General features: G+C 68.9%; 18 protein-coding genes. 7 read left to right on the forward strand and 11 right to left on the reverse strand.

Annotated features, from left to right (window positions below; translation table 11 throughout):
* Positions 1–1,070: 1,070 nt before the first annotated feature.
* Positions 1,071–1,298: a nucleotidyltransferase domain-containing protein gene (locus tag CCS01_RS06495; RefSeq protein WP_239992026.1), complete on the forward strand. Its 228-nt coding sequence runs from the start codon at positions 1,071–1,073 to the stop codon at positions 1,296–1,298.
* Here CCS01_RS06495 and CCS01_RS32580 read toward each other — a convergent pair.
* The 3 genes from CCS01_RS32580 to CCS01_RS06505 all read right to left on the reverse strand — a co-directional run bounded on the left by CCS01_RS32580 (position 1,277) and on the right by CCS01_RS06505 (position 3,194).
* A complete protein-coding gene (locus CCS01_RS32580) occupies positions 1,277–1,546 on the reverse strand; it encodes a hypothetical protein (RefSeq protein ID WP_146101590.1) in 270 nt (89 codons plus the stop codon). The two genes, CCS01_RS06495 and CCS01_RS32580, sit on opposite strands and share 22 nt — an antisense overlap.
* A 728-nt stretch (positions 1,547–2,274) precedes the next feature.
* Positions 2,275–2,697, reverse strand: coding sequence for a MaoC/PaaZ C-terminal domain-containing protein (locus CCS01_RS06500; protein WP_104518018.1), 423 nt, complete (start codon positions 2,695–2,697; stop codon positions 2,275–2,277).
* 14 nt (positions 2,698–2,711) lie between these two features.
* Positions 2,712–3,194 (reverse strand): FAS1-like dehydratase domain-containing protein, encoded by a 483-nt coding sequence (locus CCS01_RS06505; RefSeq protein WP_104518019.1) that lies wholly within the window; start codon positions 3,192–3,194, stop codon positions 2,712–2,714.
* Positions 3,195–3,266: 72 nt separating this feature from the next.
* Here CCS01_RS06505 and CCS01_RS06510 point away from each other — a divergent pair, with 72 nt between their 5' ends.
* On the forward strand, positions 3,267–4,079 hold the full coding sequence (locus CCS01_RS06510; protein ID WP_239992025.1) for a metallophosphoesterase: 813 nt from the start codon (positions 3,267–3,269) through the stop codon (positions 4,077–4,079).
* A gap of 49 nt (positions 4,080–4,128) precedes the next feature.
* Here CCS01_RS06510 and CCS01_RS06515 read toward each other — a convergent pair whose 3' ends face one another.
* Positions 4,129–5,160 (reverse strand): zinc-dependent alcohol dehydrogenase, encoded by a 1,032-nt coding sequence (locus CCS01_RS06515; RefSeq protein ID WP_104518020.1) that lies wholly within the window; start codon positions 5,158–5,160, stop codon positions 4,129–4,131.
* An 82-nt stretch (positions 5,161–5,242) separates the two neighbouring features.
* Between CCS01_RS06515 and CCS01_RS06520 the strand changes: the two genes are divergently transcribed.
* The 3 genes from CCS01_RS06520 to CCS01_RS06530 all read left to right on the forward strand — a co-directional run bounded on the left by CCS01_RS06520 (position 5,243) and on the right by CCS01_RS06530 (position 9,727).
* The gene (locus CCS01_RS06520) at positions 5,243–6,325 is read left to right on the forward strand and encodes a carboxylesterase family protein (protein WP_104518021.1); all 1,083 of its coding nucleotides are present in this window, start codon (positions 5,243–5,245) and stop codon (positions 6,323–6,325) included.
* A gap of 736 nt (positions 6,326–7,061) precedes the next feature.
* The gene (locus tag CCS01_RS06525; RefSeq protein ID WP_104518022.1) at positions 7,062–8,477 is read left to right on the forward strand and encodes a sensor domain-containing diguanylate cyclase; all 1,416 of its coding nucleotides are present in this window, start codon (positions 7,062–7,064) and stop codon (positions 8,475–8,477) included.
* A complete protein-coding gene (locus CCS01_RS06530; RefSeq protein ID WP_146101591.1) occupies positions 8,474–9,727 on the forward strand; it encodes a DUF2336 domain-containing protein in 1,254 nt (417 codons plus the stop codon). Before CCS01_RS06525 ends, CCS01_RS06530 begins: the two co-directional genes overlap by 4 nt.
* 703 nt (positions 9,728–10,430) lie before the next feature.
* Here CCS01_RS06530 and lexA read toward each other — a convergent pair.
* The 3 genes from lexA to CCS01_RS06545 all read right to left on the reverse strand — a co-directional run bounded on the left by lexA (position 10,431) and on the right by CCS01_RS06545 (position 13,618).
* Complete coding sequence (gene lexA, locus CCS01_RS06535; RefSeq protein ID WP_104518024.1) at positions 10,431–11,153, reverse strand: transcriptional repressor LexA; 723 nt, start codon at positions 11,151–11,153, stop codon at positions 10,431–10,433.
* Between the two features lie 158 nt (positions 11,154–11,311).
* Entirely contained in the window at positions 11,312–12,517 is a 1,206-nt protein-coding gene (locus CCS01_RS06540) for a molybdopterin molybdotransferase MoeA (RefSeq protein WP_104518025.1), read from the reverse strand.
* A 75-nt stretch (positions 12,518–12,592) separates the two neighbouring features.
* Positions 12,593–13,618, reverse strand: coding sequence for a LacI family DNA-binding transcriptional regulator (locus CCS01_RS06545; protein ID WP_146101592.1), 1,026 nt, complete (start codon positions 13,616–13,618; stop codon positions 12,593–12,595).
* Between the two features lie 138 nt (positions 13,619–13,756).
* Between CCS01_RS06545 and CCS01_RS06550 the strand changes: the two genes are divergently transcribed.
* The gene (locus CCS01_RS06550; RefSeq protein WP_204848159.1) at positions 13,757–14,614 is read left to right on the forward strand and encodes an LLM class F420-dependent oxidoreductase; all 858 of its coding nucleotides are present in this window, start codon (positions 13,757–13,759) and stop codon (positions 14,612–14,614) included.
* Between the two features lie 1,048 nt (positions 14,615–15,662).
* Positions 15,663–18,095 carry a glycosyltransferase family 2 protein gene (locus tag CCS01_RS06555; RefSeq protein ID WP_104518027.1) on the forward strand — a complete coding sequence of 811 codons (2,433 nt, stop codon included), beginning with the start codon at positions 15,663–15,665 and terminating at the stop codon, positions 18,093–18,095.
* On the opposite strand, the gene CCS01_RS06560 is transcribed toward CCS01_RS06555, so the two are convergent.
* From CCS01_RS06560 to CCS01_RS06575, 4 genes are all read right to left on the reverse strand, one after another.
* Positions 18,067–19,299 (reverse strand): acyl-CoA dehydrogenase family protein, encoded by a 1,233-nt coding sequence (locus CCS01_RS06560; protein WP_104518028.1) that lies wholly within the window; start codon positions 19,297–19,299, stop codon positions 18,067–18,069. The genes CCS01_RS06555 and CCS01_RS06560 overlap by 29 nt on opposite strands.
* A 14-nt stretch (positions 19,300–19,313) precedes the next feature.
* A complete protein-coding gene (locus CCS01_RS06565; protein ID WP_104518029.1) occupies positions 19,314–20,417 on the reverse strand; it encodes an acyl-CoA dehydrogenase family protein in 1,104 nt (367 codons plus the stop codon).
* A gap of 175 nt (positions 20,418–20,592) precedes the next feature.
* The gene (locus CCS01_RS06570; RefSeq protein ID WP_104518030.1) at positions 20,593–21,399 is read right to left on the reverse strand and encodes an SDR family NAD(P)-dependent oxidoreductase; all 807 of its coding nucleotides are present in this window, start codon (positions 21,397–21,399) and stop codon (positions 20,593–20,595) included.
* A gap of 58 nt (positions 21,400–21,457) precedes the next feature.
* Positions 21,458–22,000: an MOSC domain-containing protein gene (locus CCS01_RS06575; RefSeq protein ID WP_104518031.1), complete on the reverse strand. Its 543-nt coding sequence runs from the start codon at positions 21,998–22,000 to the stop codon at positions 21,458–21,460.
* Positions 22,001–22,229: the final 229 nt, after the last annotated feature.

Raw genomic sequence — 22,229 nt, forward strand, 5'->3', positions numbered from 1 at the left:
TGGTGCGAAGCCGGCGACGAGGGCGCCGACGCTTTCGGCCAGCAGGCTGATGCGCAGCATTTCCTTGGCGCGGGCGGCAGGCGGTCGAGGCCGGTCCACCGAAGCCGGCGCACCGGCCCCTCCGCGTCATAGCGGCCGCAGGGCCGCCATCCACGCCTCGCGGTGCTGATTGCGGCAAAGGCGTGGATGGCTGGCCTGCGCCGGCCATGACGGTTTGAAGCGCCCGTGCGGCAATTGGAGCGGTTATTCTGCCTCAGGCCCTCAGGCCGAAGCAAATCTCGAGAGATCGACCGCTTGTCTTCGACGCTGTCCTCGCCGGCATCGTTGCCATGACTATCAAAGGCGCCGCCGGCGCCCCACCTCGTTCGTTATCCGGACGGCGGATCGGGCCAGACTCCCTCTCGCTGAGCTGTATCGTGCTTGGAAGGCTCCGCTCATGTCGGCATCAACGTGTTGGCCCATGATCGCGCCCGCTGCCATGTTGGCGCTGTCCGCTGTCGGTTGAAACCCGCTGTGGCTGGTGCTCGACCGGCACCATGCCAGCCGCCCCGATCCGTGCGAAAGCGGCACGGCGATCGACGCCGAAACGCCGCGATCGCAGGCGACCATTATGCTTCCTCTGCTGGCTCTGCGCTCCGCTCTGCGATCTCTGCGTCAAAAAAAATGCGGTGACGCAACAAAGATCGGCGCTGCCTGTGAATCGCCCAACCTCCAACGCCGGCGGCACTCCGGCCACCGCGTTTCAACGCAGAGCGCGCAGAGCCCGCAGAGCAGGATTCGGGCGGCCCGCGGTCGCGCCAAACCGCATCGGCCAGGCACGCGGTTTCGGCATCGCCGGGACGTTACTAAGACGTTGCCGGAATCCCACCTTTCCGCCCAATGCCCATACAGGCGATCCATGAACGCGCAGCGCAGGCGCCATGATCCGCCTCGCGCCAACGGCACGCCCGTCGTATAATGGCAACAACGGCTGGCAGTTGGTATCGGACATGGAATCATCAGCCGAATTGCTGTAACGATTTCGCCGCGATGCCGAAAGGCTCTACCCGGGGCGCCTTGACCGGGCGATCCTGTTCGGCTCACGCGCCCGGGACGATGCGCGCGAGAACAGCGACTGGGATATCGCTTTGTTCATCGCGGACTTCGATCGCGGGCGGGAAAGCCGTCCGCTGAATTTTCTTTGTGCCGATTATCGCCTGCGCGGACTGAAGGTATCGGCGATCGGGCTTCCGACGAACCGCCATGGCGTCGATCCCGGATTGCTGAGACATATCGATCACGATGGGGTATCGCCGTGATCGATCCGGTTCAAGGGCAGAAACCGCCACCACCCTTTCCGTAAGGTCCCGAGCGGCATGCATTCTCGGCGCAGGCGTTCAATGATGCGTCTGACAGACTTGCCGAAGCCGAGAGCCTGTCGCCGCAGAAGCATAGCCGCAGCATTGCCCATTGTTGCTACGATTGCCTGTTCTGGCTCGCCAGGCCGGTCCTGACCAAACAGGATGGCACTTATTGATCCGGCCAGGGTTATCTTGGCAAGCCGCATGCCAATTTCCTCTTTCTGAACAAGGGCTTACTTGTCACCGCCTGCCAAGATAACCCTGGCCGGATCAATATCCGCGGCGGCACGACAGCACGGAACCCCCGATCGGGACGATCATGGCTGCTGCGGCCGACCAGGACCTGGCCGAGGCCGACGCGCTCTATCGGGATGTCGCCGCCGAGCGGACTATCTGCGATTATCACTCAAGCTACAGCAGACCGCAGGTCGATTGAGACAGGGCGACGGCGCTCCCTCATCGTCATGGCCCGGCTTGTCCGGGCCACCTGTCGCGGCAAAAGTGCTGGAACAGGTGGCCCGGACAAGCCGGGCCATGACGAAAGGGAAACGCAGCGGCGGACCGTTTCCGAGATCTGTGCATCCCGTAGGGACAAGCCGGGCCATGACGATGAGGACAGGGGGCCTCAGTGTCCCAACCGACCTGCGGTCTGCTATATCGACCGTCTCCCGCGCGCGTTGTCCAGGTCCTGGATGGCACGAGACGAGCCTTCGCAATCATGAGCCGAAAATTTGCTCTGAAGAATGATGCCGGCTGAGACGAACCGGCAAGGTCCACAGCAAGCCGCTGGTTGGTTGTGACACCAACTCGCCAGGCTCCGGGCCGGCATGCACGCCGTTGCTGATAGCGGCACCGCAAGGCGTGGACGCCGGCCTTCGCCCGAAATGACGATCGGAGATGGCCGCCCTTTGGCCGTCTCCTTGTTACTTCCGTGCTACGGATCGACCCGCGCCGACGCCGAACCGGAAACGACTTCCTTGCCGTCCTGGTTCGTCGTGGACAGCGTCAGGTCGACGTAGTGCTGGCCGCGTTCCTCGCGGATCGCCGCCACCGTGGCCTTGGCGTCGAGCGTGTCGCCGGGCCAGACCTGGTTGGTGAAGCGGACCCCGAACGTCGTCAACCGGCCGTCGCCGACGTAGTTGGTCAGCATCTTGCCGGTCAGGCCCATGGTCAGCATCCCATGCGCGAACACGCTGGGATAGCCGGCGACCTGGGTCGTGTAGACTTCGTCGGTGTGCAGCGGGTTGTAGTCGCCGGATGCGCCGGCATACTGGACGATCTGCGTGCGCGAGAGGTTCTCCGCCACGCGCTCGCTGTGGGTGTCGCCGACTTTCAGGGTCGATGCTTTCAGCGCCATGATTGTTCCTCCCCTCAACCCTGGTCCACCGGACGTTCCGTGGTGACGCCGACGCCGCGCGCGGTGATCACCAGCTCGCCGTTCTGGTCGCGGTACTCGGTGATACGCTCACGGAACGTCAGCTTGCCGGCGCGCTTGCTTTCCTTCTCCCAGGTCCGGCCCGGTTTCGTTTCCACCGTCAGCACGTCGCCCGGCCGGATGTGGCGGTGGTACTCGTAATGCTGTTCCGCATGCAGCCCGCCGGACGAGGACGGCTTGCCTTCAACACCGCTGGCAGTCTTGCCGGAGCCGAACCATTTCTCGCCGGCTTTCGGGCGCAGGTGATAGTCGGGATCGAACTGCGCGACCCCCTGGACAAAGGTGGGTGGGGCGATGATGCCGCCCGCCTCGGTGTCCTTCGCCGCCGCCGCGTCGTGATAGACGGGGTTGTCGTCGCCGACGGCGCGCGCGAACATCATGATATGGCTCGCTTCGACGGGAAACGTGATCTTGGCCAAGTGTCTCCTCCTTTTGCTCTTACCGAGGCAGCTTAGCAGGCCCGCCAAAAGAGGAAACAGCCGGAGGCAGGCATGAGGCGGCCGTTGCGCCGCCCGCGCCTGCGGGCCGCGCTGGAGTCCGCGGCGGTGCCGACGTTCAACGGCCCGCGCGCCATGGCGCAGTCCGCCGAGGCCCTGCGCTTCCTGCGCGCCCCCGGCCGCCTGCCGCACGGCCGGCGGGTCTATGCCATCGGCGATATCCACGGCCGTCGTGCCAAGCTGGCCACGCTGCACCGGCTGATCGCCGACGACATGGCGGCGCGGCCAACCAAGTCAGTGGTGCTGGTGCACCTGGGCGATTACATCAACCAGGGGCCGGACAGCGCCGGCGTCATCGCCCTGCTGGCCGCCGGGCCGCCGCTGCCGCGCCTGCAGGTCGTCAACCTGCTGGGCGATCACGAGCGGATGCTGCTGGATGCCCTGTCCGGCGACCGCGCCGCCGCCACCGACTGGCTGTGGGCGGGCGGCCGGGACGCGCTGGCAAGCTGGGGCCTCGATCCCGGCCTGCCGCGCGAGGAATGGGAAGCCGCGTTGCCGCCGGACCATGTCGCCTGGCTGCGCGGCCTCGCGCTGACGCATCGCGAAGGCGACTACCTGTTCGTGCACGGCGGCATCCGTCCCGGCGTCACCCTCGATCGGCAGAGCCGCGACGACCTGGTGTCCATGCGCCAGCCGTTCCTGTCCACCGAGCAGGATTTCGGGGTGATCGTCGTGCACGGCCACGCCTCGCATCCGGCGGTGCAGATCATGGCCAACCGCATCGGCCTGGACACCGGCGCCGGCACCGGCGGGACGCTGACCTGCGCGGTGCTGGAGGACGACGTCGTCGGGCTGATCGCTGTCTGAGCGGCTGTTTGACCGGGTTGGGCGTGGCGTTCAGCAACGCCCCCCGCCCCTACGGCAGCAGCATCACCTTCGACGCGGCCCGCTGGCGCGACAACTCGAACCCCTCCAGCCCGCGCCCCAGCGGCATCCGGTGCGTGATCATCGGCCGGAACCGCTCCGGCTCCCGCGCCATTGTCGCCAGCACCTTGTCCCAGGTGAAGCGGTCGCAGCCGTGCGTGGCGCGCAACTGGTGGCGGGCGCGGACAAAATCGGTCAGCGGCAGCGATACCGGCCCGGGATGGATGCCGGCGACCACCAGCACGCCCGCCGTGCGCAGCACGCCCAGGCCGTCGGTGACGCTGGCCGGATGCCCGGTCGCCTCCAGCACCACGTCCACCTTGCGCCCGCCCGTCGCCGCCATCACCATATCGGCCAGCGGCGCCTCCGCGACGTCCAGGATGTCGTCGAAGCCGAGTTGCCGCATCACCTCGAAGCGCGGCCCGTCCGCCCGGCCGGCCACCAGCACCCGCCCGGCCCCGGCGGCGCGGGCGAACAGCGCAATGGCCTGGCCAATCGTCCCCGGCCCCATCACCAGCACCGTGTCGCCCAGCCCCACCGCGCCGGTCAGGACGGCCTGGCAGCCGACGCCCAGAGGCTCGGTCAGCGCGCCCAGCTCGGTGTCGATGCCCGCCGGCAACGGCAGGCAGTTGGCCGCCGGCACGGTGACATAACGGGAAAAGCCGCCGTGGCGGGTCAGGCCGATAGCCTCCCGGCGCAGGCAGTTGCGCTGGTCGCCGCGGGCGCAGGCGCTGCAGGCGCCGCAGGCGATGCCGGGCATCACCGTCACCGCCGTGCCCTCGGCCAGCGCCGTCCCTGCTCCGGCCGCCACCACCCGGCCGGCAAACTCATGCCCCATCACCACCGGCAGATGCGGCACCATGAAGCCGTAGCCGTCGGTCCATTCGTAGGCGTGCACGTCCGAGCCGCAGATGCCGGCGTTCTCCACCCGGACGGTCACCTCGCCCGCCCCCGGCCGCGGCGCCTCGGCGGCGTCCGCCAGGTCCAGCCCGAAGCCCGGCCTGGTCTTGCGCAATGTCAGCATGTCGTTCCTCCCCTGCTGTCGCGGCCACGTGCCAGGGGGTGTATGGAACAGCAGGCCGCAAAGCCTGCAAAGGGGGGACGGAATGGCGGATGAAACCGGACGACTGCCGGCCTTGCTGGCGCTGCTCGACATGCTCGCCCACGTCGCACGCCTGATGCACCCGCGGCGCCTGGCCCAGCTTGCCGCGCTGCTGGACGCCCCGGAGGCGGCGCTGCGCGCGGCGGACCCGGCGGCCGACGCGCTACCCGGCCCGGTGCAGGTGCAACTGGACCTGGCCGTAGCGCACGCCGTGCAGGCCTGTGCCGGGCTGCGCGCCGCCGCACCGGACAGTGACATGCGGCAGGCCTACCGGGCCATGCGCCACCACAGCCAGGCGCTGGAGGCGCTGTTCCCGCTGGCCGAGACCGTCCCCGCCGTCAGCCGCTGTTTCCTCGAAGCCCACCGGCGCGACGATCCGGCCGTGCTGGCCCGCGTCGCCGCGCCGCCGGCCCCCGGCAGCGGCGTGTTCCACGCCGGCAACGACATCGGCGAGCGCGGCGGGTTCTCGGTCTACGTGCCGTCCTGGTACGACCCCACCCGGCCGATGCCGGTGATCATGGCGCTGCACGGCGGCGCCGGCCACGGCCGCCTGTTCCTGTGGAACTGGGTGCGGGAAGCCCGCACCCGCGGCATGATCGTCGTCGCGCCCACCGCCACCGGCAGCACCTGGTCGCTGATGCAGCCGGAGATCGACGGCGAAAATCTCAACCGGATCCTCGGCCGGGTGCGCGAGCGGTGGGCCGTCGACCCGGCGCGCCTGCTGCTCACCGGCATGAGCGACGGCGGTACCTTCACCCTGCTCAGCGGCGTCGCCGCGGAATCGCCGTTCACCCACCTGGCGCCGGTGGCGGCGGCGTTCCATCCGCTGCTGCTCGCCACGGCCAGTCCCCAGCGGCTGGCCGGCCTGCCGATATACCTGGTCCATGGCGCGCTGGACTGGATGTTCCCGGTGGACGGCGCCCGCACCGCGCAGCGCACCCTGACCGCCGCCGGCGCCGCCGTCACCTACCGGGAGATCGCCGATGTGTCGCACGCCTGGCCGCGCGACGAGCAGGCGGCGATGCTGGACTGGTTCGTAACCCACGACGGCGCCCCGGTCCGCTACAGCAGACCGCAGGTTAGTTAGGACGCAGACGGCCTGTCTTCATCGTCATGGCCCGGCTTGTCCGGGCCACCTATTCCAGCACGTGTGCCGCGACAGGTGGCCCGGACAAGCCGGGCCATGACGATGGGGGAACGCTCTTGGCGCCCAGGCAAGCACTTGATTTTACGATCATTTCCGACTCGTTTCCGAGATGTGTGCATCCCGTAGGGACAAGCCGGGCCATGACGAGTGAGGTGCGCCGTCGCCGTGTCTCAACCAACCTGCGGTTTGCTGTCGAGCAGGCCGCAGACAGGCCGGGACACTGTTCGGAGAGGAATGGCCGGCCTGCGCCGCATTGGCGTTAAGACAGTGGGATTCGCGGCACGGCCGTTTCCACATCGTCATGGTGGGTGCAGGCCCCATAGGCGTTAAAATTGTGAGGAACGTGGCAGGCTGCCTCTCGCCGTCATGGCGGCCGCAGGCCCGCCATCCACGCCTGACGGTGTTGAGATCAGCCAAAGGCGTGGATGATCCGCCTTCGCGGACCATGACGCTGAGGGGCCGGTGCCCTGCACCAAATGACGCGGCTGTTCCCTGACGCTCCCTTGGTAACGCCAATGCGGCCTGCCCCCGGCACGACGATCAAGGCGCGCCACCGCCCCGTGCCGGTATCGGCGACAAACCGCGTCCGGCGGATCAAATCGCCCCACCCGGCAACCTTTCATTAACGATTTCGTGGCTTTCATGCCGTTCCCGGTATCCTTCGGACGCGCCGCGCATGACCGACACAATCCTGGACTCTCCGCTTCCGGCCGCCTTTGCCGCACCGGCGCCCGACCTCATCCGCGACGCGCTGGAGGAAAGCCGGCAGCGCTGGCGCCAGCTCGTGATCCTGGCCGCCGACGTGGCGTTCGAGACCGACGCCAGCGGCCGATTCGTCCTGGTCATCCCCGACCAGGCGCTGGGCTGGCCCATCGGCTCGCTGATCGGCCAGCCGTCGGAGCTGCTGCTGGGCGATGACGGCGCCAGCCCGGTGTTCAATCCTTTCCGCCCCGGCACCGAGATACGGCGCCGCCGCGCCTGGCTGCGCCGCTATGACGGCTCGCTGGCGACGATGGCGGTCTCGGTCGCGCCGCTGCGCGACGCCGGCGGCGGCATCACCGGCGCGCGCGGCATCGGCATCGACCTGACCGACTGCGACCTTCAATCGTCGCAGATCGCCGGCCGGCTGCGCCGTGGCGAGGTGCTCGACCACATCCTGTCGCGCGTCGGCCAGGAGGCCGCGGCCGAGCAGATGATGGATACCGCGCTCTGGGCGCTGATCCACGCGCTGGGCGCCGAGGGCGCGGCAGTGGTCGCGCGCGGCGCGGATGGCGCGCCCGGCCGCATCCTGCACCAGCGCGGCCCCGGCGCCGCCGCCACGCTCGATACCGCCGATCGGCTGCTGGTCCGGCCGGATAGCGAGGCAGCCGATGCCACCGGCCCGGACGGGCGCAGGGTCCTGGCCATCGGCTGCCGCACGCGCTTCGGCGCCGGCGCCGGGCTCGCGCAAGGGCTGGCGCTCTGGCGCACCGCCCGGGCGCACGCGTGGAACCATGACGACACGCTGATCGCCACCTCGGCTGCCGGCATCGTGCGCATGATCCTGGAATACGAGGCGGTGCAGCAGGAGATGGCGCAGCAGGCGCGCACCGACCCGCTGACCGGCCTGCTCAACCGCCGCGCCTTCCTCGAGGCGATGCAGCGCCAGACCGCGCGGCTGGACCGCGAGAGTGCGCCGGGCACGCTGATGTTCATCGACCTGGACGGATTCAAGGCGGTCAACGACAGCCAGGGCCACGCCGTCGGCGATGCTGTGCTGATCCGGCTGGCCGACATGCTGCGCCGGCTGGTGCGGCCCTCCGACCTGGTCGCGCGCCTGGGCGGGGATGAATTCGCGGTCTGGCTCGGCGGCGTCGACCAGGCGACGGCGGCGGAACGGGCGGACCACCTGTGCAAGGCCGCGCCGGCGGAGCTTGGCAGCGTGGCGCCCGAGGCGGTCGCCGGCCTCGGCCTGTCCGTCGGCATCGCCCTGCGCGGCCCCGGAAGCCCGGAAAGCATCGAGGACCTCATGCGGCGGGCTGACATGGCGATGTACGGCGTCAAGCGCGCCGGCCGCAATCACTGGCGGGTATCGACCGAGGGAGACGCATGATGGACGCCGACGAAGCCGCCCGGGTCCGCCGCGGCGCCAGTGCCAACACCAGCCCTGACGTGCTGCAGGCGCTGGCGAAGGATCCGTCCGTCACCGTGCGCGCCAGCGTCGCGCTGAACCCCGCCCTGCCCGACAGCCTGACCGCGGCGCTGGCGGCGGACGCGGATGCGCGGGTGCGCTCGATCATCGGCCGCAAGCTGGCCAGCCTGACGCCCGGCCTGACCGACACGGCGCGGGAGCGGGTGCAGCAGGACGCGGTGGCCAACCTGACGGCGCTGGTGGCCGACGCGGCGCTGCGGGTGCGCACCAGCGTCGCCGAGGCGGTGCGCGACCTGTCGGACGGGCCGCGCGACATCATCCTGCGGCTGGCGCACGATCCGGCGGTGATGGTGTCCGAGCCGGTGATCCTGTTCTCGCCGATGCTGACGGAGGAGGACCTGGTCGCGCTGATCGCCGCGGGTCCGCCCTCCACCACGCTGACCGCGGTCGCCCGGCGCCCGAAGATCACCGAGGCGGTCTCCGACGCGATTGTCGAAACCGCCGACGTCGCCGCCATCGGCGCCCTGCTGGCCAACCATACCGCGCAGATCCGCGAGGCCGCGCTGGATGCGCTGGCGGCGCAGTCCGAGGAGCAGACCGCCTGGCAGGAGCCGCTGGTGCGGCGGCCGCATTTGCCGCCGCGGGCGGCGCGCATCCTGTCGGAGATCGTCACCAGCCATCTGCTGGAGACACTGGTGGCGCGGACCGACCTCGACCCCAAGCTGAGCCTGGAGCTGCGCCTCAGGCTGAACCGCACGCCGCCGCAGACGCCGACCGGGATGTTCGGGCCGCTGGAGGCGCTGGCGCCGAACACCACGCCGCAGGCCGCGCTGGCGCACGCCTATGCGCTGCGCGATGCCGGACGGCTGGATGACCAGGCGATGCTGGACGCGCTGCGGCGCAACGCCACCGGCGTGGCGACGGCGATGCTGGCGGCGAAGGCCGACGTGCCGCTGCAGGTGGTCGAGCGGGCCTGTGCGCTGCGCAGCGCCAAGGCCGTCGTCAGTCTGGCCTGGAAGGCGGGGCTGTCGATGTCCACCGCGGTGATCCTGCAGGCGATGCTGGCCCGCCTGGCGCCCGACATGATCCTGCGGCCCGCCCAGGGCGGCAGCTTTCCGCTGTCGATCGAGGAACTGCGCTGGCAGCTGGGATTCCTGGGGGTCGGCAGTCCGGGCCTGCGGCCGTGGACGCCGCGGCGGCTGTCGGAGTAGCGCCGGGGGCGTTCCCGCTTGTCATGGCCGGGCGCGTCGGGGCCACCTGTCGCGGCACGCGTGCTGCAATAAGTGGCCCGGACAAGCCGCATACGCGCTGACCCGGAGATAGGGCCGTGTCCATTGCTTCTCCGTCATGGCCGGGCGTGTCCCGGCCATCCACCCTCCACCGTCGCAGCGCGGATGGCCGGGACACGCCCGGCCATGACGATAGAGAGACGACCGCGCCCTGTTCCCCCTTTAGGTTAGTGCCTACGCGGACAAGCCGGGCCATGACGGTCAGGGCGCACTGTCGCCCTGTCTCAACCTGTCGTCTCAGAGCCTGTTTTACTTGAGCCGCTCCTCGTTTACCGCAGTAGACCGGGAGGTACCTCCGCTCTTGAGGGTCGGCAGGCGCGAGCCGTGCGCATCCTCCAACGACCTGCCCTCGATGGAGGTCGTGTGGGCCGTGTTCGTCTATCAGGCATCACGGTAAACCACTGATCCACAAGCATTATTCACTCAAACAGGCTCTCAACCTGTCCATGGTTCGGCGTAGCGCCGACGACGGCCCATCCCGAACATGACAACAAAGTAACGTCCACACACAACGCCTGCCGATCTCCCCTTCCCGTCTTGCGTCACGCCCTGCCCGTCATCCCGGCAGCGGGCAGACAGCACCATGGGGCACGCCCACGCCCCGGGCGTCCATGGGTGGCAGGGTCTAATACTTCCGCATCAACGCAACGATACGACCCTGCACCTTCACCCGGTCGGCCGGGAAGATCCGCGTCTCGTGCCGCACGTTGCAAGGCTCCAGCGCGATCGAGTTGCCGCGGCGGCGCAGGCGCTTCAGCGTCACTTCCGCGTCGTCCACCAGGGCAACGACGATCTGCCCGTTCTCGGCCGTGTCGCCCTTCTGGATGATCACCATGTCGCCGTCCAGGATCCCAGCCTCGATCATTGAATCACCGGCGACCTCCAGCCCGTAATGCTCACCCGCACCCAACAGCGCCATCGGCACCTCGATATGGCTGTTGGTGTCGCGCAACGCCTCGATCGGCAGGCCGGCGGCGATGCGCCCATACATCGGCAGCTCGATCGCCCCGGCGTCATTCGCCGTGCGCACGCCCGGCAGGCGCTGGGTGAAATCGCCACGGATTACGTTCGGCGAGAACCCCGCCGCCGCGTCGGTGCCGGTGGACGCCGCGGCGGTTTCGCGCGGAACCATATTGTCCGGCAGCCGCAGCACGTCGAGCGCCCGGGCACGATGATGCCGCCGGGCGATATAACCCCGCTCCTCCAGCGCCGAGATCAGCCGGTGGATGCCGGACTTCGACCGCAGGTTCAGTGCGTCCTTCATCTCCTCGAACGACGGAGAAAACCCCGTCTGCTTCAGGTGGCTGTCGATAAACACCAGAAGTTCGTATTGTTTCCGGGTCAACATGATGGGCGTCCTTGCACTCGGTATCGCACGCGGGTTCCGGAACAAACCGGCAACCATAGCGAGCGTTCTAGGTTGGTTCCGTCCAGGACGTCAAGCAAAACCATGAAAAATTTTGATTATCCCGGCGTGCACACGCCTTTTTTGACACCCAGCGCGCCTCACAGACCAAGGGAATCGAGCCGGATCACGCTGACCTCGGCGCCTTCCTCCAGCGCCGGCGCATGCGGCGGGCGCAGCACCAGCGCATCCGCGTTCGCCAGCCGCCGCAGCATCGCCGAATCCTGCACCGGGAACGGCGTCGCCACCAACCGCCCCGCCGCGTCGCACGCGATCGAGGCGCGCAGGTAATCAGCCCGGCGGTCGTTCGCCCTGACGGCCGATCCGAGCACCGCGGCGGTCGTCGGCAGCGCCGCCGCCGGCAGGCCCGACAACCGCATCAGCGCCGGCAGCAGGAACAGGATCGCGCACACCAGCGCCGAGACCGGATTGCCCGGCAGGCCCAGCACCGGCGTCGTCCCCAGTTGCCCGAACAGCAGCGGCTTGCCCGGCCGCATCGCGATCTGCCAGAAATTCAGCGTCAGGCCGCGCGACTGCAACGCCGCGATCACAAGATCGTGGTCGCCCACCGACGCGCCGCCGGTGGTGACCAGCAGGTCCATCCCCGCCACCGCATCGGCAACCGCGGCGATCGCCGCCGCGTCGTCCCGCGCGTTCGGCAGGATCATCGGCGCCCCGCCCGCCGCGCGCACCAGGCTCGCCAGCGCGTGCGAGTTGGAACTGACGATGCCGCCCGGCGGTATCGGCTCGCCCGGCATGGCGATCTCGTCGCCGGTGGCCAGGATCGCCACGCGCGGACGGCGGTGCACTGGCAGCCAGGGATGGTTGGCGGCCGCCGCCAGGCCGGCGTCGCGGGCGGTGATCCGCCGCCCGGCCGGGATCACCGCGTCGCCCGCGGCGAAATCCTGCCCGGCCCGGCGAATGTGACGGCCCAACGTCACGCTTTCGTTCACCCGCACGCTGTCGCCGTCGCGGGCCGCGTCCTCCTGCAGCAGGATCGCATCGGCGCCCGCCGGCACGGCGCTGCCGGTGAACAGCCGCACCGCCTGCCCCGGGCCGACAACGCCGTCGAACGGATGCCCGGCCGGCGCCGCGCCGATGACCGCCAGCACCGCCCCCGCCGCGCCGTCGGCGGCCCGCAGCGCATAGCCGTCCATCGCCGAGACATCCACCGGCGGCTGGGTCAGGCGCGCCACCACCGGCGCCGCGGTGACCCGGTTCCACGCCTCGGCCAGCGCCACGACCTCGGCCGGCGTCGGGCGCAGGACTTCGAGGATACGGGCGCGGGCTTCTTCAACGCTGATCATGCTGGCTCCGCCTGGATGGGACGTCTCGGAGCACTGTGCGCAATGCGCGGCGAAGTCTCAAGATCGCGGGATCGCTCAGGTCGTCGCCCGCTCGACGATGCGGAACGGCACCTGCATCCGGTCGTTGTCGCTCGCCCGCTCCCCCGCCAGCCGCCGCAGCAGCAACGTCGCGGCCGATCGGCCGGTGCCGCTGCCTTCGGGGCTGACGGTGGTGATCGGCGGCTCGTTCACTTCGCTGAACTCGAAGTTGCCGAAGCCGACGACGCCGAGTTGGGCAGGGAGCGCCACGCCCTGCACCCGCGCCTCGGTCACCACGCCGAACGCCATCAGGTCGGAGCTGCAGAACAGCCCGCAGGGCTGATCCAGCAGCGGCCGCAGGGCGCGCATGCCGTCACGCCCGGCGCCGGCGGTGCTGGGGGCGCAGGTCGTCTGTTCCAGGACCAGGGGTTTCCCCACCGCCGCCACCCGCTCGGTGAAGCCGCGCGCCCGGGTCAGCGCGCGGGAATCCCGCGCCGACAGCGAAGCGAACCGCTCATAGCCCTTGCCCAGGAGAAAATCGGCAACCTCGCGCCCGACATGGGCGTGGTCGAAGCCGATGACCATGTCGATCGGCCGGCTGGAGACGTCCCAAACCTCGACGACCGGGATGCGCGCCTCGATCAGCATCTGCAAGGCGCCGGGGGTATAGGCGGACCCGGTGATCAGCAACGCGTCCGGCCGGCGGCCGAGCAGCGCGTGGAACAGCGCCTCGTCATCCGTCTGGTCATAGCCGCTGATCGACAGCATCACCTGGTAGCCGGCCTGGCGCATCGAGGCGCTGAACGACTGCACCAGCCCGGCGAACATCGGGTGGGCGATGGTCGGCACGATGGCGGCGACCATGCGGGACTTGCGCGAGGACAGCCCGCCGGCGATCAGGTTCGGGACGTAGCCCAGGCGCTCGATCGCCGCCCGCACCCGGGCGGTGGTCTCCGGCGAGACCCGGTCGGGCGTGTTGATGACGCGCGAGACGGTCATCGGCGCGACGCCGGCCGCGGCCGCCACATCGGTGATCTTGACGGGCGCGGTTCGGATTGGCGGGGCGCGCTCCGTGTCGGACACCGTGGTTTTTCCCTTCTTGTGGTGGAACGTCACCCTAGCGTGCCGGCGCGCCGGCGGCCAGAGAATACCGCCGGGTCTGGAGCATCGGAGTTAATTGAGGCAGCATGCCCGGATTCAATCGGCAGGAGGAAGCTCAGGATGCTGAAATCCGGCGTATCGATGTTCTTCACCGACTATTCAATCGCCCCCGGGGCGCTGGGCCAGGCGCTGGAGCAGCGCGGCTTCGAATCCGTATGGGCACCGGAACATTCGCATATCCCGCTGTCGCGCAAGTCGCCGTTCCCGGGCGGCGGTGACGTGCCGAAGAAGTATTACGACGCCATGGACCCGTTCGTGACGCTGACGGCGGCGGCCGCGGCGACGAAAACGCTGAAGGTCGGCACCGGCGTCTGCCTGGTGGCGCAGCGCGACCCGATCCAGACGGCGAAGCTGGTGGCGTCGATCGACCAGGTCTCCGGCGGGCGGTTCCTGTTCGGTATCGGCAACGGCTGGAACCAGGACGAGCTGGAGGACCACGGCGTGAAATTCGCCGATCGGCATAAGGTGGCGCGGGAGCGGGTCGAAGCGATGAAGGCGATCTGGACCCAGAACAAGCCGGAATATCATGGCGAATTCGTGAACTTCGACCCGATGATGACCTGGCCGAAGCCGGTGCAGAAGCCACATCCGCCGGTAATCGTCGGCGGCGCCTTCCCCTACTCCGCCCGCCGGGCGATCCGTTACGGTGACGGCTGGATTCCGCAGGCGGCTCGCGGCGGCTACAAGGAGATCGGCGACCTGATCCCCGAGTTCCGCAAGATGGCGACCGAGGCAGGGCGCAACCCGGACGAGATCGCCATCACCGTCTGGTTCCCGCGCCGCGAGTTGGACCTGATGAAGCGCTATGCTGACATGGGCGTGGAGCGCGTGGTGTTCAACGTGGAGTCGGAGGGGGCGGACAAGGTGCTGCCAGTGCTTGACGAGATCGCCGCGTTCATGGCGAAGGCGAACGGCTGAGGGCGCGGATGGCTCGGTGACGGGCATCGAGGCCTGCGTCGCCTGGGCCTGCAAAGACGGACCATCCACGCCTGGCGGTATATTGATACCGCGGCACAGGTGTGGATGGTGGGCCCTCGCCCCATTGGCGTTAAAATGGCGTGGCGGCGGCACGATGCTTGCCATTCCGTCATGGCCCGGCTTGTCCGGGCCACCTGTCGCGGCACAGTGCTGGAACAGGTGGCCCGGACAAGCCGAGCCATGACGAGGAGGCAACAGCCAGCCCTGTTTTAACGCCAATGGGGCCTTCGCCCACCATGAAGGTGCAGGAACGGCCACGTCCCCGATCCCGCGGTGTCAGGGCGTGCACCCATCATGACGGCGTCGTGCAGCCAGGCTTGCCGTGAATGCGCTCCAACCAGCGATCATACGCGGACGGGCGGCCAGTGACCCTCAGCCTACGATGCCGCCAGCAGGCATGAATTCGGTCATCCGGAGGAATCCGAACAACAAACCGCTTCTCCCGCGATTGTGAAGAATCCCTGCCCTGTTTTCATGATTCTTAAGGACTGACGTCTGCTGTGCGTGGCACAATGCAGGATTCTCGTCCGGAACCGTCGGAGGCCGCAACCGCCAGACGAGGAACCAGCTTCGGTCGCCGTCGACCGCGATGTTCGTTACGGGCCAGTTTCTGGTTGCCGGCGATGCAGCCTGTGCGTGCAATGCCGTGCCGCCCAGTTATCTCGGCCGGCCGCTCCCGTAATTGTTTTGGAGTTAGTGTGTTTTCCCGGCATCGACCATGCACATACATTTGCCTTGACGCCAATCGACCTGCGCCCGCCTGATACACCCAGCTCCGAGGATGCATGTACGCGCTCACTGATGTCGTCCGAACCCACCATACGGCAGGCACCGACGTTACGGCTTTCGACCCGTATCGCTGAACACACCCGCGACGGAAACGCAGCCATGACCCGCGCTGACGCACCGGAGGTCTTCCAGCAGGACGTGCACGGCATTCCCGGCCTGATCCCAGGACGCCGCCCGTTGCCGGCAGGACCTGGATCGCATGGCTGACCTACTGGACCTGGTTCCATTGCATGACCTGGCGCCGGACGGCGATGCCTGGATCGCGACCGGCGACGCCCCCGGCTTTCTGTTGCGCCCACGTTCCGGTCGCCTGCCCAAGGGCTGGGTCCTGCTGCGGTTCGGCGCCAGGGCCGATGACGGCACCCTCACCCCCGTCCTCGCCGTGGACGACGGCACGGGCTTTTCCATCGGCGGCGCACGGCGCATTTCGTTGCAGGAAGCTACGGGCAGCGGCGTCCTCCTGCGCCTGCCCGACACGGTCCAGGCGCTCCGGCTCGACCCATTGAGCGGGCGTGGCCGGTTCCAGGTCGATCGCCCCGAAATCGAGCGTATCGGATTGGCGCGCGTCGCGCTGCGGCGCGTCGCACCGGTTGTCCACCGCCTGCGCCAGCCGGGCATGGCAAGCCGTTACGCCGCCGCCGCGGTGCGGATCGGGCGCCAATCGGGCCTGCGCGGCGTGCTGTCGCACATGCTGCGTGACCGGCAGCAATCGGGCACCACGTCCTATGCCGACTGGATCCGCGCCCACGACCGGCTGGACGCCGGCGACCGGGCCGCCATCGCCGGGCGCATCGCCGACATCGGCGGGAAACCAACGATCTCGATCATTGTGCCGCTGCGCGACACGCCCGGCCATTTGCTCCGGCAGTGCATCGAGTCCGTGCGTGGCCAGCTCTGGCCGCACTGGGAACTCTGCCTGGCGGACGATGCCTCGACCGCCCCCCACCTGCCGGCCATCTGCGAGGATTACGCCCGCGGCGACCCACGCATTCGTTTCGTCCGCCGATCGCAGAACGGCGATGCCGCCGCTGCGTCCAACGCCGCCCTGGCCCTGGCAAGCGGCGAATTCGTTGCTTTGCTCGATCCTGCTGACGAACTCGCGCCCCACGCCCTCTACATGGTGGCCGAGGCGCTGGCGGAGCGGCCGGACCTGGACCTGATCTTCTCCGACGAAGACAGCATCGACGCGGCAAGCCTGCGCCACGATCCGTGGTTCAAGCCGGACTGGAACCACGACCTGATGCTGAGCCAGAATGCGGTTGGCCACCTCGCGGTCTTCCGCCACCGCCTGGTCGAGGACGCAGGCGGTTTCCGCAGCGGCTTCGACGGCAGCGGGGACTACGACCTGACGCTGCGGGTCGCCGAGCGCACCGCGCCCGGGCGCATTGGACATATCCCCTTCATCCTGTACCATCGGCGCGCGATCCCGGGGCCGACGGCCGGCGGCGAACAGCACGATCCGCACCAGGCCGCGGCGCGTGCCGTGCAGCAGCACCTCGACCGCACCGGCCGCACCGGCGCGCGCGTTGAATCCCAGGGCCCCCCGGGCTGTTGCCGCGTCCACTGGCCGTTGCCGCCAAACCCGCCGCGCGTGGCGATCATCATCCCGACACGCGACAAGGTGGCGCTGCTGCGGGTCGCCGTGGACTCGGTTCTTGCGCGTACCGACTATCCGGCCATCGAGATCATCGTCGTCGACAACGGCAGCGTCGAGGCGCCGACGCTGGAGTACCTGCAGCGGATCCGGCAGCATCCTGGCGTGCGTGTGCTGCGCTACGACCAGCCGTACAGCTTTGCCGCGCTCAACAACTGGGCGGTGGCGCAGACCGGCGCGCCGGTGGTGGCGTTTCTCAACAACGACATCGAGGTGATCACGCCCGAGTGGCTGTCGGAGATGGTGTCGCAGGCGCTGCGTCCGGAAGTCGGCGCGGTCGGCTGCAAGCTATATTACCCGGACGGCACGATCCAGCACGCCGGCATCGTCGTCGGGATCGGCGCGCTAGCCGGGCATCCGCATACGGGCCTTCCGCGTGAGGCACCGGGCTATTTCGGCCGCGCCGCCTGCGCACAACGTTACTCCGCCGTCACAGCTGCCTGCATGGTCATGCGGCGCGAGGTATTCCTGCGCGTCGGCGGCTTCAACGAGCGCGATTTTGCCATCGCCTTCAACGACGTGGACATCGGGCTGCGGCTCAACCGCGCTGGCTTCGCCGTCGTCTGGACCCCGCACGCCCAACTGTTCCACCATGAAAGCGCAAGCCTCGGCCCCGCGACCGGTGGCAGCCGCCTGCGGCAGTTCCACCGCGAATGCGACAATCTGTGGCGCGCCTGGCCGGAGGCGATCCGGAACGATCCGTTCTACAATCCCAATCTGACGATCATCGGCATTGACTGGAGTCTCGCTTTTCCGCCGCGTGTCACGCGCCCCTGGCAACAGCGGCGTATCGGGCGATTGCTGTCCACCATGGCCGGGCGTATCTCCAATGGCGCCAAAACAGCGGCATCGGCGGCACGACTGATTCCGTCGTCATGGCGGCCACAGGGCCACCATGACGACATAGCAACGCCCGTGCCGCCTGGTCCGGCAGCGGCAGAGACGTATCCTACCGCCGCCCCGTCGGCACCTGGTTGAACGGCATCCCCTTGTCCGCCCGGATGTCCGGCGGCAGGCCCAGCACCCGTTCCGCAATGATGTTCCGCAGGATCTCATCCGATCCGCCGGCGATCCGCATGCTCGGCGAACTCAGCAGCGCGGATTGGAACATCGCGTACGCCTCCGCCAGGTCGTCGTCCACCACCAGCCCCGCGGCGCCCATCAGGTCGATCCCGTAGCTGGCGATGTCCTGCAGCTTCGAGGCGTTCACCAGCTTGTGGATGGAGTTCTCCGGCCCCGGCGTCTCGCCGCGCGACAGCGCCGTCATGGTGCGGAAGCGGGTGAACTTCAGCCCCTGCGACCGCGCCTGCCACTCGGCGATGCGTTCCCGCACCGCGCCGTTCTGGATCGCCGGCTTGCCGTTGATCCGCATCTTGCGCGCCAGTTCCACCAGGTCGTCCACGTCCGGCCGCTGCACGTCGCCCACGGCAAGCCGCTCGTTCATCAGCGTGGTCAGCGACACGCGCCACCCCTGCCCCACCGCGCCCAGCCGCTGGCTGTCGGGCACCCGCACGTCGGTGAAGAACACCTCATTGAAATGCCGCGCCCCCGACATCTGGTGGATCGGCCTTATTTCGATTCCGGGTGATTTCATGTCCAGAAAGAAGAAGGTCAGCCCCTCGTGCTTCGGCACGTTCGGATCGGTGCGCACGACGATGATGCCGAAATCCGACAGATGCGCGCCCGAGGTCCAGATCTTCTGCCCGTTGATGATCCAGTCGTCACCGTCCCGCTCGGCCTTGGTGCGCAGGGCCGCCAGGTCGGAGCCGCCGGCCGGCTCGCTGAACAACTGGCACCACACTTCCTCGCCGCGCAGCGCCGGGCGCACGTAGCGGTCGAGCTGTTCCGGCTTCGCATAGGCCATCATGGTCGGGATGCACATGCCCAGGCCGATTTCATACAGCCCGCGCGGCACGACGAAATCATCCTCCTCCTGGTTGTAGATCACCTGCAGGATCGGCGACGCCTCCCGCCCGCCGAACCGTTTCGGCCAGGTAAGGCCGGCGAAACCGGCGTCGGCCTTCTTCGCCTGCCAGGTTTTGCAGCGCGCCACGCCCTCGGCATCGAGGCCGCTCTGCCGCAGCACCGGCCGCGCCGCCGCCTTGGGTTCGGCATGCGCGTTCAGGAACGCCCGCGCCTCGGCACGGAAGGCGGCTTCCTCCGGGGTATCGTTGAAGTCCATGACGTTCGTTCCCTCTACGCTGCGTTGCGGGTTTCCAGCAGATCGACCAGACGGTGCTTCCAGAACGGCAAAGAACCGATCGCCAGTGCCAGTTCCTTGGACCGGCGGTAGAACAGGTGGCAGTCCACCGCCCAGGTGAAGCCGATGCCGCCGTGCGTCTGGATGTTTTCCTTCGAGGCCAGGTGGAACGCCTCGGTGGCCGAGACCCGCGCCGTCGCCGCGGCCAGCGGCAGGTCGGTGGCGTCCGCGCCCAGCGCCCAGGCGCCGTAGTAGGCGTTCGACCGCGCCAGTTCCAGCGCCACGTACACATCCGCCAGCTTGTGCTTGATCGCCTGGAACGAGCCGATGGGCCGGCCAAAGGCATAGCGCTCCAGCGCATAGTCGCGCGCCATGTGCAGGCAGGCGTCGGCGCCGCCGACCTGTTCGAATGCGAACAGAATAGCCGCGCGGTCAAGGACACGCTGCACCGCGCCCCAGCCGCCGTTGCCCAACCGCTCGGCCGGCACCGCCTCGAAGTCCAGCCGCGCCTGGTTGCGGGTCGGATCGACGGTGGTGAGATCCCGCCGGCGGACATTCGCCAGATCGGCCAGGTACAGGCTGGCCTGCCGCGCCTCGTTGCAGGCCACAACCACGGCGATGTCGGCGATGCCGCCGTCGGCCACCGGCCACTTGATCCCCTTCAGCATGCCGCCGACGGCGCGGGCGTGGATCGCGTCGGGCTCGGGGTTGCCGGCGCCCTCGGACAGGGCGAAGCAGGCGATGGTCGATCCGTCGGCCAGCTTCGGCAACCATTCGCGGCGCTGGGCGTCCGACCCGGCGGTCAGGATCGCCTCGGCCGCCAGGTACGCGGTGGAGGCGAACGGCGCCGGCGCCACCACGCGGCCGATTTCCTCGGCCAGCACGCACAGGCCTTCGTAGCCCAGGCCGGCGCCGCCGAATTCCTCCGGGATTGCCGCGCCGATCCAGCCCATGCCGGCGATCTCGCGCCAGAGATCGACCGCGTAACGTTCTTGCCCGTCAAGCGAGCGGCGGGCCACCGCCGGCGTGCATCGCTCCGACAGGAAGCGCCGCGCCTGGTCGCGCAGTTGCTTCAGGTCGTCGGAAAAGTCGAAGTTCATGGTGATTCCCCCTTTTCAGCACGGTGCCAGCATGCGGGCCGCCTGTGAAGCGTCATACCGGCAGCCCGAAGCTGACCGCTTTGGAACGCGCCGGGCTGCCGGTATGCTTTTTGTTTTCGCGCGGCCGCCCCACCAACCCCGCGCGTTGACCGGTCAGCCCTTCGGGCTGCCGGTCTCATCCCTGGTTGGCGCCGGGCAGGCCGCGCGGGAACAGGTTGGCGGCGAGCAGGCCGCCATCGACGTCCAGCGTCGTGCCGGTGACGTAGCGCGCCATGTCCGAGGCCAGGAACAGCGCCGCCTGGCCGATATCGTCCGGCGTGCCGCGGGCGCGCATCGGGATCAGGCTGGCGGCGTAGGCCTCGGCCCGCTGCGGCGTGTCGTACAGCCGCGGCGTCACGATATGGCCCGGCGCGATGGCGTTGACCCGGATGCTGTGCGGCGCCCACTCCACCGCCATGGTCTGGACCAGGCTGATCAGCCCCGCCTTGGCCGCCCCATAGGCGCCGCGCATCGGGCTGGACCGCTGCCCGTCCACCGAGGCGATGCCGACGATCGCCCCGGGCTGCCGGCGCCGGATCAGCGACCGGGCCACCTGCTGCGCCACCAGGAAGAAATAGCGCAGGTTCAGCCGCATCTGCTGGTCCCAGACGTCGGCCGTGGTGTCCAGCAGGGAACCCCAGGCCGCGGCGCCGACGATCGAGACCATCACGTCCAGGCCACCGAGCTTGTCCTCGGCCTCGGCGACGATGCGCGGGACCTGGGCGTCGTCCAGCACGTCGCCGGCAATGGTCAATCCTCGGCGATCGAGCGCCGCGATACGCCCGCCGACGGCGTCGGCCCGTTCGGGCACCACGTCGACCAGGGCGACGTCGCAGCCGGCGCGGGCCAGGAACAGGGCGCTGCTCTCGCCCATGCCCTGCCCGCCGCCGACGATCAGGGCTTTGCGGCCGGCGAGGCCGAAGAATGATGCTTCCGATGACATGGGCCGGATCCTCCCGTGGTTCGGCACAGTGGATCACCATGGGCAGCGGGATGCAAAATCACACCGGGCGAAGCGGAAGGTGCGGTTGCGGCGGCAGGATGGCGTCGATCACATCGCCCGGCCGCACCGTGCCGCCCGCCAGCACGATCGCCATGATGCCGGCCTTGCGGACCAGGGTGCCGGAGGCGTCGCGGTCCAGCGTCGCCGCCATCAGCCCTGGCCTGAAACGGTCGAGCTGGATGCAGGGATTGCGCAATCCGGTCACCTGCACTCGCGCAGCATCCCCGATTTGCAGGATGGCGCCGGTGGGCAGGCCGAGCAGGTCGACGTTGCGCGTCAGGATGTTCTCGCCGATGTCGCCGGGGCCGATGACGAAGCCTTTCGTTGCCAGCTCATCCAACAGTTCCCGGTGCAGCAGATGCACCTGGCGGAGATTGGGCTGCGTCGGGTCGCGGGCGGCGCGGGACCGGTGCCGCACGGTCGCGCCGGCATGCCCGTCGCCTTCCACGCCCAGGCCGGCAAGCAGGGTGATCCACATCCCCGGCCGCTTGCTGAAATGATGACCGGCGCGCTGGCTGACAGCTTCGACGATGCCTGGCATCCGGTTCTCCCCGGCGGTGCGGCGGTTGCTTCTGCGTCATGGCGGGACACGCCCAATGCGTATCAGGATAGGGCGTCCGGCGGAGCAAGGTCTTCTCCCTCACCGTCATGGCCGGGCGTGTCCCTACGGGATGCACACATCTCGGAAACGGTCCGCCGCTGCGTTTCCCTTTCGTCATGGCCCGGCTTGTCCGGGCCACCTGTCGCGGCACAAGTGCTGGAATAGGTGG

The organism is Rhodopila globiformis, assembly GCF_002937115.1.
Taxonomy (GTDB): domain Bacteria; phylum Pseudomonadota; class Alphaproteobacteria; order Acetobacterales; family Acetobacteraceae; genus Rhodopila; species Rhodopila globiformis.